Genomic DNA, 13,530 nt, shown 5'->3' with positions numbered 1-13,530 from the left:
CGAACATTGCAATGAAATACATCCTACTTAAAATTAAACGCATGAACAGACGGCATCTCCATCAAATTATTATTTGCTTCTTGTTTTTCACCGTACATATTCTTCAAGTGCAAAGTCAAATCCAAAATAATTATACTAATAAACTCATTGAATTAGGTTCTAATGATTCTTTCTTTGAAATATGGAAACTACATAATGATTCTGCCGCTTATTTTGAACCTAATATGAGATTTTATGCACAAATGTGTATCGGCAACGCATTCAACCGTCCAGAACTACTTATTAAAAGTATCGACTCATTGTACATATATTATGCTTCTGAAGATTATCCTCCCCAATATAAATACTTAAAAGCTAAAGCCCTTTTCGAACTAGGAAAATATAATGAATTGGCAATCTATTGCAGAAGCTTTGAAAAAGATTCTCTTTCTCAGACAGGTCCTGAATTTGCCTGGATTGAATCTGTGGCCCGTCAATTAGACGGAACACCTGATAGTAGAATAGATTTTAATGAGAAAATCTGTACGATTCCAACTCCGCAGAACTTTCCGCTTCGAATACCTGTTCAGATAAATAACATTGAAATACCAAATGTCATTATCGATACAGGAGCACCATTTACCTTTCTCTCCTATGCTACAGCAGAAAAGTGCAATGTTCGCATGCTAGGAGATACAGTTATTGTTGGAAGTTATTTTGGAGATATAAAAGCCGTTACTGGAATAATAGACAAAATGCAAGTAGGAAACATTGTATATCACAATATCAATGTTAAAGTAGCATCTCCACAAGCCCCGGATTATTTTTCTCAAAGCAATACTTTGGGAATGCAAGAATTAGCAAGATTATCATCCATCGAATTTTCACCGGGCAAAGTCACTTTTAGGAAAAACACTCAAAAGAAAGCTCTTCAACCGAATGTGTGTTTCAGAGACGGACATCCCTATATCCAACATCTGAACAATAATAAGAAGGAAGAATATATGTTTGATACAGGATATGACAGCAATCTTATTTATACAAATGACTCTATCCAGGAGAATTCTCTGGAATGGCACTCTATTCTTGAAAATCCTGTTCAGTTCCTTACCAGACAAGGACACAATGATATAGCAGGTACTTGTGAAGGGTTATTGGGATTCCCGTATACTTCAAGCTTCGAATCTTGTATTTTAGATCTTGATCAAATGACTTTCAGCGGAAAAGGTTATCGAACACACCCTCTTCATTATTCTATTTGTATTAACAACGGTGACTTTATTCGCTTAGACGCAAATCGTAAATGGTTTGAAGCGACAACAGATGAGAAGGGACGCTGGATCATCTGTATGTTTTTAGAATTTCTAAAAGAACGATCAGAAATATGTATTCAATATACAGATTCATTATTAACTAAGTATAATAAGCAACTGGATCAAGAAGGATCAAAAACTACAATTTTAAATATACGAGCCGCCGCTTTTGCAGCCATCGGAGATTATACATCAGCTATTAAGGTTACAAAGAGCTTTATTGAAACAGCTCCTGATCTAAAAGGAGGATTAAATAAATGTATTGCTCTAGAACCAATAGGAAAACTAAAGATAAACTGGCACAGTCCTGAATCTATTTTCCCCGCAACTTTAAATGACAATGGATTATGTGTAAATGCTAAAATAAACAAAACAACATCTGAAGTTTACTTCTCACCTGATAAAAAAGAATGTCAGATTTCGTCAAAAGACGCGACTAAATATCAAATGAAGATGATTGAATTTGAAGATGATTCTATGAAAAATAGAAAAATAGCTATTGCTGAAGAATTGATATTAGGAAATATGACTGCTTGTAATGTACAGTTCTTTATTAATGATGAAGTAGACAATATCTGTTTAGGCAACAATTTATTACGGCTAATTCCGCAATATAGTATGGGGACTAATCAAATCACTTTATCCAGCCAAACTATTAATTCTGACAAAAAAGGAATCGAATATCCTCTATTAAATATACAAAACATATTATGCTACTATCGCCCTACGAATAATGATGTAGAAAGCTTCGCTATTGGTAACACGCTTCCCGGAATGCAAACCATTACCTTAAAAGAATTATTAGAACAGAATAAGAAGGTGATAATTAATATTCGAGATATGCACATACAACTCAAATAAATCAAAGTTTGCCAGACACAAACATCTCGACATAATACCATAATAAAATATAAAGTGAGGCAAAAATCCGACAGTTGCACCATTCTGACATTCAAGAAGCGTAGCAGAGAATCTCTCCTTTGATGCAGCAAAAGAGATCCATCGGTTTCACTTCTTTAAATGATAGTTCATTTTACTTCTGGCTCATTAAAAGAATTTATTATTGATTCAAATATGTATTAATAAAACGATAATTGACCAGTGTATTCCCAGTAACATTATTCGTCCGGAAACCTGAATAGTGATCGTCTTTTAATAAATGACCTTCTATCCGCACATTATCAAAAAGGATGTTGGTAAGCTTCTTTTGCGGAGTGCCTTCTTTTTGCCAACCATAGAGCCAAATTTCGTTCGCAATAGAGCTTCCACTATTTTTCTCACAGGTAACATTACGAAAAATCACATTATCAATCCCTCCACAATAACTTTGATTCCCTTGAATCGAGCCAAACCAAAAATCATTTTTAAACCCCATACCAATCAATCTTTCACACCTGTTTACTCGTATATTTTGAAAAAGTATATTTTTTAAATAAGTACCTTGCAATGCACAAATATTCATAGCAGAACGTTCGTCAAGTTCCGTATGATGATGTGGGTCATCGTACGAATAGAGAATTTCACTATCCAGTAATTGTATGTTTTCATATACGGAAGCACGTGTTTCAGCTCCTATACCAAAGGCATTATTACAATCATTCCACAATTGCATCTTCCGGAATATAAGGTTTTTATTGGGGAGGCAATCAGCTGGGACCTGCGTTTCCGGAGCCAGTCCTTTAATAGCTATGGCATCATCACAACTCCTCACAAATACATTGTCAAACTCACAATCCGAGCAATTAATAATATCAATACCATCTGTACACGCATAACGGGTACTTAGCACTTTTACGTTTGAAAAATTGATATTTGAACTTTTTGACATTGTAGTACACCAACATTGTGCTCTATGTCCATGAATAATAATGCCTTCTACATTACAACTTCCAAGAGAGTTATCTATCGAAAGTACAATCTCCGGTTTTGCATTCATCACCATACCACGCCCATAGATTTTCGCACCTTTACCATTGCTCACTCTCAACTGTCCTTCAAGTACAGCACCTCCGGACACATATATCTTTTGATCTCCGGAAATCGAGAGTGTTCCATTAGGGAAATAATTAGCCAATCTATGAAAACCAGGTCCGAAATAATAAAGTTTTTGCATTGAATCGTATGAGTAGCCACTAGCATCTGAAACAGAAGGGACTGCAGAATCTATGCTGTTACAATACAAATGAAGCACGTCTCCCTGATACTCATCATTAATTACTAATGTTAATGGCTGGTCAGCCTTCTTTAGTTTCAAGCAAATGCCATTAACAGAAGATTGTCTTAAACTTGTAAATATTGTATTCTTAGGTAAGACCTCAAAAGAGTGGATTGAATCTTTAAAGGTTATTTCTATTTCGACTTCTTCACCATCTTTAAAATCAAAAGAGGCAAAGCTCACACACTTTCCACAGAAATTTTTATCAGTATAAATCCCTACATAAGAATGGTTCACAGAAACATTAAATGGCGATTCTTCCTCCATGTAAGGGTAATCTTCCGGAACCGAATACGTCCGGAAAACATTCTTTATATCTATAGAATCTTGCCCGCCTACATTACAACGATTCCACTGACCGAATAAGTTTTGTGCATAAACGCAATTCAAAGAAAGAAATGCTACAAATACATATAATACACAAAAATGAAAGTTCAGAGTTTTCATACATACGTTCATAATCCTAGATTAGTCCAGATAATATTCCCGAAAACAATAAACGCTTCCGTAGCAACTATAAAAGACTATGGAAGCGCTCATTATATTGGAGAGAAGGAGATTAATCTCTTCTTCCCATTGCAATCATAACATAATAAATCAATGTTGCTAATGAACCCAAGGCAGCTACTACATAGGTATAAGCAGCTGAACGAAGAGCATCTTCCGCCTGTGAATGATTGTATGAGTTGGTTATACCAGATGAATTCAACCAAACGAGCGCACGTTTACTAGCATTTATTTCTACCGGCAAAGTGATAAAACTAAATAAGGTTGTCGTAGCAAACAAAATAATGCCAATCCACAATAATTCAGGGAAAGTTTTAAGCATCAAAATTCCAGCTAATAAAACCCACGTAACAATAGAAGATGAAAAATTCACAATCGGAACTAATGCACTACGCATCTTTAAGGGAGCATACATTCGGGCATGCTGAACAGCATGTCCACATTCGTGTGCTGCTACTGCAGCAGCCATAATACTATTGCTCTCATATACTCCTTCACTCAAATTCACTGTCTTATTGGCAGGATTATAATGATCGGTCAATTGTCCGGGAGTATGTGTCACTTTTACATCATAAATTCCATTGTCGTGTAACATCTTCAAAGCCACATCACGGCCTGTCATCCCGTTTCCGGTAGGTATCTTTGAATACTTCTTGAACTTGTTTTGCAAATTCATCTGTACTAGCCAGCTGACAACAGCAATTCCAATAAATAATACCCAAGGTGAAATCATACTTTATTCTTTTTAAAATTATTACTCAATATTATATAAACAAATAGTTTGCCAAAAATAAGAGTAAACGATCAATGTAAGAATAGTTTTCCCCTGCTTTTAGGAAGAATTATCTAAAAATTAGTCAATTGTAAGTTCAACAATGTAATCAACATCCCCCGGAACCTCTGATAGTTCGAGCGAAACACCTTCTTTCGTTTTGGTAAATCGAACTGGAGATTTATCCTTAAATAAAACGGCTTTCTTGACCTTTTTATTAGTTAGAGGTAAGAATAGCGTCTTATTCTTCAAATCAAGGATATGCACATATAATTTATCTCCCTTCTGTGTGGTAACTCCCCAGTCTTGAGGAACAATGATACCACCTCTTGTCCCATAAATAGTTTCACTATACTGATTCATCCAATCACCTATTTCTTTCAACCGTTGTACAGCCACCTCCGGAAGTTCCCCATTCGGTTGAGGACCGATATTCATCAAAAGGTTTGCATTCCTACCAGCAGCTTTTACCAAATAGTGAATCAATGTTTTAGTAGATTTATAATTCTGATCAGTAATTTTATATCCCCACATTCCATTCATTGTCTCACAAGTTTCCAATGGCAATTGGCTAACATCCTGTCCGGAAAGTCCAGCTGTATTCTCTCCAGGCAGATCACGCTCAAAAATCTGAATGTCTTCACCTTGAAAAGGTACTTGATGATGATTATTGCCAACCAAACATCCCGGTTGAAGTTTATGAATTAATGCATATTGTTCCGGAAGTTCCCAATCAAAGCTTGGATTCTGATCCTGATCCCACCATCCATCAAACCAAATAGCACCTACCGGTCCATAATTCGTCAGTAATTCTGTCAGCTGATTATTCATAAACTGATAATAGCTTTTCCAATCACCTTGCGCATTTGGACGACCAGTACCACGCCCTGTACGTCCCCACGGATAGTCTTCTCGCGACCAATCAAGATGAGAGTAGTAAAAATGAAGTTTGATCCCTTGTTTAGCACAAGCAGCAGCTAATTCTTTTATAATATCTCTCTTAAAAGGAGTAGCCTTGACTACATTAAAATCAGAATATTTCGTATCGAACATTGAAAAGCCTTCATGATGACGACTAGTGAAACAAATATACTTTGCTCCCGAAGCTTTAATAGCTGCCACCCACTTCTCCGCATCAAATTTCGATGGGTAAAAGCCACCTGCCAGTTTGGCATACTCTTTATAATTCAGATTATTGTTTGTCATTGTCCACTCACCGGTAGCAAGCATGGCATACAACCCCCAATGAAGGAAAATACCAAATTTACTATCCTGAAACTCCTGACGTGCTTTTAAATTCTCCTGAGAAGGTTGATAAGAAGGCTGAGCAGATATCCCTAAACTCATACCTAATAACAATAGAAAAGAAATAAGATGTGTTTTCATAAGGCATTATTAAAATAAGAATTAAAACAATAAATAAAAAAAGCGGAGCTTTTATACCTCCGCCTTTCTCCAAAAAATTATAGAACTATTTTTTATTCTTCAGTATAACGTTCAATTGTTTGAGCCCTATCAGGTCCAACAGAAACAATCTTGATTTGTACTCCAAGTTGTTCTTCTAAAAAGTTCAGATAAGCATTAAATTCTTCCGGAAACTCATCCTCACTCTGCATCTTAGTCATATCTGTTTTCCAACCAGGAAGTTCAGCTAATATAGGTTCTACACCTTCTGTGATATCATAAGGGAAATAATCAATTTCCTCACCATTCAATTTATAAGCTACACACGCTTTGATAGTATCGAACGTATCAAGCACATCACTCTTCATCATGATCAGTTTAGTAACACCATTGATCATTACTGAATATTTCAATGCTACTAAGTCAATCCAACCACAACGACGTTTACGACCTGTCACTGCACCAAACTCATGTCCTAGCGCGCCTATTTTATCTCCAGTCTCGTCAAATAATTCTGTTGGGAAAGGACCTGCACCCACACGTGTACAATATGCTTTGAAAATGCCATATACCTCACCGATACGATTAGGACCCAGTCCTAAACCTGTACAAGCACCGGCACATATAGTATTAGAAGAAGTAACGAATGGATAAGAACCGAAATCTACATCTAACATAGTTCCCTGAGCCCCTTCACAAAGTACACTCTTTCCCTCGTTCAACAGTTTATTGATTTCATGTTCACTGTCCACAAGATGGAATTGTTTCAAATATTCAATACCTTCCATCCATGCTTTTTCAAGCTCAGTCAGGTCATATTCATAATCCAAATCCTTCAGTATTTGCTCATGGCGAGCTTTTGCAGCTGCATATTTCTGTTCAAAGTTATGAAGGATATCCCCTACACGAACGCCATTACGGCTTACTTTATCCGTATAAGTAGGACCAATGCCCTTACCAGTAGTACCCACTTTCGCATCCCCTTTAGCTGCTTCATAAGCTGCATCCAGAATACGATGTGTCGGAAGAATAAGGTGAGCTTTCTTTGAAATATGCAAGCGTTCTTTTAATGGGTGTCCAGATGCTTCAAGAGCCTCAGCTTCGGCTTTGAACAGTGCCGGATCAAGTACTACACCATTACCAATAATGTTTACTTTATCACCCTGAAAAATACCGGAAGGGATGGAACGAAGTACATATTTTTGTCCTTCGAACTCAAGTGTATGACCTGCATTCGGACCGCCTTGGAAACGAGCAACCACATCATACTTAGGTGTTAATACATCGACTACTTTTCCTTTACCTTCGTCGCCCCATTGTAACCCTAATAGAACATCTACTTTCATTTTTCTTTTTTATTGTTGTTATTTACTTTTTTTCGCTTATTCGCTCTGTCGCATTTACTACACAATCCATATATATATAAGGAGTAATGAGAAAGTTGAAAGCGGCTTAACTTCGTATTCTCAATGGCATGCTGTAATTCCTCATTTTGAAACTCAGTCACTTTACCACATTGGGTACATATCTGATGATGATGCGTTTCACGATTATATGATTTTTCATATTGAGAGGAAGTTCCAAACTGATGCTTGATAACTAGCCGCGCATTGATAAGCAGAATAATAGTATTGTAAAGAGTTGCCCGACTCACCCGAAAATTTTCCTGATCCATCATTCGTGAATAGAGCATATCAATATCGAAATGTCCTTCGATGGAGTAAATAGTTTCGAGTATGGCGTAACGTTCGGGAGTCTTACGATGCCCGTTTACAGTAAGATATTCGGTGAATATCTGCCGTACCGTATCTTTCACATTTTGAGTTTCCATCATCAGCACAAAATTAGCGCGAACAAAGTTAAGCCTTTTTTGCGGAAAGCAAAAGATTTTCTGCGATATTTGTATGAAGGATAATTTATGAGTTAAACATCAAAGAAACTATCACTCACCCAATTCATCTTTCACCATATAATACAACATCTGCTCTGCTTCAATAGAAGAATCTGCCATTCCTTCCACCAAACGGCACACCTGAAAAGCATGCTCTTCGCTATGTTGCATATATTTGCGAATAGCTAACATCGCAGCGTTTCGTACATGATAACTATCTGAATGAACAGCACATATAGCCTGATCAAGTAATTCTCCGGCAACTCTTTCCGTCATATCTCCTTTCTTCATCAAAAGACGGGCAACGGTCAAAAAGCCGCAAGTCTGCACATATTCCCGTTCATCGGCTATCCAATGAAATGATTTTGCAGGTGCATACGGTAAATGCTGAAACAGATTCATGCAGGTTAATTCTGCTATTTCAATATTTTGAATGTCTTCTACCCAAATATCAGCAATTTCCGGATAAAAGGTATCGATAGGTTGTAACATCGCAGCCAGAATCTTGCATTCACGAATATTCTCTTTCCATAACGCCTGCGCCAGATCATGGTTTTTCTCGTAACCATCAGCAATCATCTTGATACGTGGAAGTTCTACACCAAAATTAAGTTTATACACTAATCCCTTCTCACGCATACTTTGAGACACAGCTCCGTTCATAGAGAGACGGAGTTGTGTTTTGATATCTTTCAATTGTTCTTTAACATCCATTTTTTAATTGTTTATTGAAGGCAGTGGAGAATACTCCTTACTATAACGCAACATTTGTTCTACATAACCTTCGTCATAAGATACAGTAACATCTGTGATATTGCCATTATCATCAGTTACCAATTCATATTTAGGATTCACAAATCCTTTATAAGGAGCTAGATTCAATTTCTTATAACGCTCTAAGATTTCTGAATGAAGAACCGGATCGACTTTCACTGCATAATTCTCAACGATATTACGAGCTCCTTCAAAATCACCAGTAGACTTTATACGCTGTATTTCGGCCAATAATTCTCCAAAAAGTTCCCGTACCTTTTGATAATCATTGATCACCACATAAGTTTTTCCATCCTTCTTCACCATTTCCACTACTTTATCAGTTTTTCCTTTCTCGAATACCCAACGAGCAATCAACTGGCGGTTACGCATATGAGCCTCCTCAATATTATTACCCGGTTCGATACGCACCAGCTGTGTCATCAGACCATTCATCAAATATTTATAATACTCAGCTTTATAAGCATCTGCATCCGGCACAAGCTTCAACTCTACCAGTTTCGGATCAGCTACATAATACAAACCAAACAAATCAGCACGAGCTTCTTCAATGGTAGAGCCATATGCTTTCAGAGCATCCGGATCCACACCCGGAAGCAACTTACCGGAACCATGTCCCAAACATTCATGTAAGTCGGTATGTAATTCATCAGTCAGGTCGCCATATCTATCTATCAACTGAACTTCCGCATCACTGTAAGCAAATTCTTCATTGAAACCATTACCATGAGCAGCTTTGTTATAAGCATCAGTAATGTTCCCAATAGTTACTGATTTCGATCCATGATGGGCACGAATCCAGTTGGCATTCGGAAGATTGATACCGATAGCCGTAGATGGATACAAATCACCGGCAAGTATAGCAGCAGTAATTACTTTCGCAGATACACCTTTAACTTTATCCTTTTTGAAAGACTTATCTACCGGAGAATGATCTTCAAACCATTGGGCATTACTACTTATAGTTTCCGTACGATGTGTAGCTTCCAAATCCTTAAAGTTCACTAAGGACTCCCAACTAGCTTTCATACCTAAAGGATCACCGTAACTCTCAGTGAAACCATTCACAAAATCAATTCGTGAATCCAAGTCTTTCACCCATAGAATAGCATATTCATCAAAGTCCTCCAAGCTACCTGTTTCATAGAACTGAATCAGCTTACTGATTACAGCTTTCTGAGCATTGTTTTCAGCAACAGCTTCTGCTTTCTTCAGCCAAAAAACAATTTTTTCAATCGCTTGTGTATAGAGTCCACCTACTTTCCACACTTTTTCTTGGATCTTTCCATTCTCTTTAGCCAACCGACTATTCAAGCCATAAGAAACCGGTGTTTCATTTTTCGGATCTTTCAAAGCATTATAAAAATCTTCTGCTTCTTTCTGTGTTACACCATCGTAATAGTTACATGCGGAAGTAAGTACCAAGTCTTCACCGTCAGCCTGATTCACCCGCTTTGGCATTATAGTTGGATCAAAAATAACAGGAAATAATTCGTTGCAAAGCTGTTCGGCTGTTTGTCCTTCTGCCAACGGAAGCAAAGAAGCATCAATACTAAGCACAGCTTGTTTTAGAAACTCCTTTGAAAAATTCGGTACAAACTTTTCCATACCATAATGATGATGAATACCATTAGAGAACCATACTCGTTTAAGATACACTTCCATATTTTTGAAATCAGAAGTTTCCTTATCGCCTTGATAGTTCATATACACAGCTTCAAGCATCCGACGAATTCTCAGGTTATACTTTCCGTTCTGGTCAAACAGAATATCCCGTCCTTCCAAAGCAGCTTGTGTCAAATAATAAATCAACTCTTTTTGTCTCAGTGACAAGTCCTCAAATCCGGAAGCCTTGTACCGCAATATCTGTAAATCTGCAAATTGTTCCACTGTATAATCAAATTTATCTATTTTAGCAGTTGTTATTTTAGTTCCTCCACAAGACACTAAAAGTGTCGAGGCTATGGCTATTGATATAAGATGTTTCATAATAACTAGTATTGATCAATGTAAAAAGAGAAAAAGGAATTATCCCTAAACTCTCATTCAGGGGTAATTCCTTTTATTCAGTTTCGGAATATGCAATTACTTTTTGCTATCTGTATGTCTCTTGCGATATCCGTTAGGAGTTTCACCTACATTCTTGTAAAATGCAGCGTAAAAAGATTGACGATTTGCAAAGCCAACCATTGCACTGATTTCCTCTACATTCTTGTCAGCATAACGTTTGTCAGTCAATAAGTGCAATGCGTCTTTCACTCTGTACTCATTCAACAAACAAGAATAGTTCATGCCAAAACGAGAATTTACCACTGCAGAAAGATAGCGTGTATTTGTTTTAAGCTCTTTAGCTAGATCTTTCGCAGAGTAATCAGGGTCTTTGTACTTCTTCTGAACAACTACAATATTCAGAATCTTGTCATACAACTCATCTGCTAATTCCGGTCTAATCAAAGATCTATACGCAGCTTTCTTTTCTTTCTTTTCCCTTAAGTTATAAGGGCGTTTTTTAGGAGTTTCCTCCGTTGCTTTTTTTTCTAAATCACTCATCGAATTAACTGGTTAGGGGTTTGTTCATTAATTAATATTGCCCATTCGCAACATTGTATGTTACAAATGTCTTACTTTTTTTTTAAATACACAATTATTTTGTGCATTTTTTTCTACTTAAACAATCAAAAAGCCTGAAATCGTGTAAATATGGCAAAATAATAAGAAACTTTAACCCTTTGCGAATTTATTCTTGAACAGAAATCGAGACATGATAAAGTATACTAAAGAAAATGTATCTTTGCAACAAAGTTTAATAGATTCATTGATGAAAGATATTTTAAAAACATATTTCGGATACGATAATTTCCGTCCTTTACAAGAAGAGATTATCCACCATATTCTAAACAAACAGGATGCTTTGGTACTAATGCCTACCGGGGGAGGGAAATCTATTTGTTATCAGTTACCTGCCTTACTAAGCGAAGGCACTGCTATAGTAGTCTCACCACTCATCTCATTGATGAAAGATCAGGTAGAAGCATTACAATCTAACGGGATTGCAGCCGGAGCACTGAATAGTAATAATGATGAAACAGAAAATGCTAACCTGCGTCGTGCTTGTATTGATGGACGATTGAAACTACTTTATATTTCTCCGGAGAAACTGGTAACAGAAAAAGACTATCTGTTACGGGACATGAACATCTCTTTATTTGCCATTGACGAAGCACACTGTATTTCACAGTGGGGACATGATTTTCGACCAGAATATGCACAAATGGGAATAATTCATCAGCAATTCCCCCAAATTCCAATTATTGCATTGACAGCAACAGCTGATAAAATTACGCGGGAAGACATTATTCGCCAACTTCATCTTATCAATCCACGCACTTTCATTTCATCTTTCGACCGTCCTAACATCAGTCTAACGGTAAAACGTGGTTTTCAGGCAAAAGAGAAAAACAAAGCGATCCTTGAATTTATAAACCGCCACAATGGAGAGAGTGGAATTATTTATTGCATGAGTCGTAATAAAACAGAGACTATTGCTCAGATGATACAAAGACAAGGGATCCGTTGTGGTGTTTATCATGCAGGATTATCTCCACAACAACGAGATAAAACCCAAGACGATTTCATCAACGACCGTATTCAAGTAGTATGCGCTACGATAGCCTTTGGTATGGGAATTGACAAATCCAATGTCCGTTGGGTCATTCACAATAATCTCCCTAAAAGCATCGAAAGCTTTTATCAAGAAATAGGTCGTGCGGGACGTGATGGTTTGCCAAGTGATACTATCCTATTTTATTCAATAGGAGACCTAATCCTGCTCACTAGGTTTGCAACCGAAAGTAATCAACAAACTATTAACCTGGAAAAACTTCAGCGAATGCAACAATATGCCGAAGCAGACATTTGCCGAAGAAGAATTCTACTAAATTATTTCGGAGAAACGACAACAAAAGATTGTGGGAACTGTGATGTTTGTAAGAATCCCCCTGAAAGATTCGATGGCACGATCATCGTCCAGAAAGCATTAAGTGCTATTGTTCGTACTAACCAACAAATTGGAACCGGATTACTGATTGACATTCTACGTGGCAACTATTCTACTGAAGTTACCGGAAAAGGTTACCAAGAACTAAAAACATTTGGTGCCGGAAGAGATATTCCTGTCCGGGACTGGCAAGACTATCTCTTACAAATGTTACAATTAGGTTATTTTGAGATCGCCTACAATGAAAACAATCATTTAAAAATTTCTTTAAGTGGTACCGACATACTCTTTGGCAGAGCTAAAGCTACCCTAACAGTCATCCATCGAGAAGAAACAGCAATCAAAGGAAAAAAGAAAAAAGATACAATCTCCAAAGAATTCTCTTTCGGACTACCAAGCGCAAAAAATGAAGATCTTTTCGAAGCACTCCGTGGCTTACGAAAACAATTGGCAGATCAAGAAGCACTTCCTGCTTACATTGTATTATCGGATAAAGTGCTCCACCTCCTCAGTATCTCTCGCCCCACCACCATTGAAGAGTTTGGAGCTATCAGTGGTATTGGAAAATATAAAAAGAAAAAATATGGGAAAGATTTCATAACCTTAATTAAACAATTCGTAGACAATACCTAATAGCTACATTAGTTAAATGAGCTTCTACTCTTCGTCCCAATAAAG

At 37.0% G+C, this 13,530-nt stretch carries 10 protein-coding genes; 2 read left to right on the top strand and 8 right to left on the bottom strand.

What is annotated here, in order from left to right; genetic code table 11:
* The first annotated feature begins 41 nt into the window (after positions 1-41).
* Complete coding sequence (locus tag CZ225_RS06395; RefSeq protein ID WP_159441755.1) at positions 42-2,153, top strand: retropepsin-like aspartic protease; 2,112 nt, start codon at positions 42-44, stop codon at positions 2,151-2,153.
* A 199-nt stretch (positions 2,154-2,352) separates the two neighbouring features.
* Here the strand turns inward: CZ225_RS06395 and CZ225_RS06390 are convergent, their stop codons facing one another.
* The 8 genes from CZ225_RS06390 to CZ225_RS06355 form a co-directional block, all read right to left on the bottom strand.
* The gene (locus CZ225_RS06390; protein WP_077153417.1) at positions 2,353-3,954 is read right to left on the bottom strand and encodes a glycosyl hydrolase family 28 protein; all 1,602 of its coding nucleotides are present in this window, start codon (positions 3,952-3,954) and stop codon (positions 2,353-2,355) included.
* A 112-nt stretch (positions 3,955-4,066) separates the two neighbouring features.
* Positions 4,067-4,747, bottom strand: a complete 681-nt coding sequence (locus tag CZ225_RS06385; RefSeq protein ID WP_077153416.1) for a zinc metallopeptidase — start codon at positions 4,745-4,747, stop codon at positions 4,067-4,069.
* Between the two features lie 120 nt (positions 4,748-4,867).
* Entirely contained in the window at positions 4,868-6,172 is a 1,305-nt protein-coding gene (locus CZ225_RS06380) for an alpha-L-fucosidase (RefSeq protein ID WP_077153415.1), read from the bottom strand.
* Between the two features lie 92 nt (positions 6,173-6,264).
* The gene (locus CZ225_RS06375; RefSeq protein WP_077153414.1) at positions 6,265-7,536 is read right to left on the bottom strand and encodes an adenylosuccinate synthase; all 1,272 of its coding nucleotides are present in this window, start codon (positions 7,534-7,536) and stop codon (positions 6,265-6,267) included.
* The gene (locus CZ225_RS06370) at positions 7,533-8,021 is read right to left on the bottom strand and encodes a Fur family transcriptional regulator (RefSeq protein ID WP_025075980.1); all 489 of its coding nucleotides are present in this window, start codon (positions 8,019-8,021) and stop codon (positions 7,533-7,535) included. The genes CZ225_RS06375 and CZ225_RS06370 overlap by 4 nt, the downstream gene beginning before the upstream one ends.
* Positions 8,022-8,132: 111 nt before the next feature.
* Entirely contained in the window at positions 8,133-8,795 is a 663-nt protein-coding gene (locus CZ225_RS06365) for a DNA alkylation repair protein (protein WP_077153413.1), read from the bottom strand.
* Positions 8,796-8,798: 3 nt separating this feature from the next.
* Positions 8,799-10,847 carry a dipeptidyl-peptidase 3 family protein gene (locus tag CZ225_RS06360; protein WP_200800564.1) on the bottom strand — a complete coding sequence of 683 codons (2,049 nt, stop codon included), beginning with the start codon at positions 10,845-10,847 and terminating at the stop codon, positions 8,799-8,801.
* A gap of 93 nt (positions 10,848-10,940) precedes the next feature.
* Complete coding sequence (locus CZ225_RS06355; RefSeq protein WP_025075983.1) at positions 10,941-11,405, bottom strand: helix-turn-helix domain-containing protein; 465 nt, start codon at positions 11,403-11,405, stop codon at positions 10,941-10,943.
* A 268-nt stretch (positions 11,406-11,673) separates the two neighbouring features.
* Here CZ225_RS06355 and recQ point away from each other — a divergent pair, with 268 nt between their 5' ends.
* Positions 11,674-13,485, top strand: a complete 1,812-nt coding sequence (gene recQ, locus CZ225_RS06350; protein ID WP_077155724.1) for a DNA helicase RecQ — start codon at positions 11,674-11,676, stop codon at positions 13,483-13,485.
* The last annotated feature ends 45 nt before the right edge of the window (positions 13,486-13,530 follow it).

This window comes from Bacteroides bouchesdurhonensis (genome assembly GCF_900155865.1).
GTDB lineage: Bacteria > Bacteroidota > Bacteroidia > Bacteroidales > Bacteroidaceae > Bacteroides > Bacteroides bouchesdurhonensis.
This window is presented reverse-complemented; position numbering and strand designations above follow the sequence as displayed.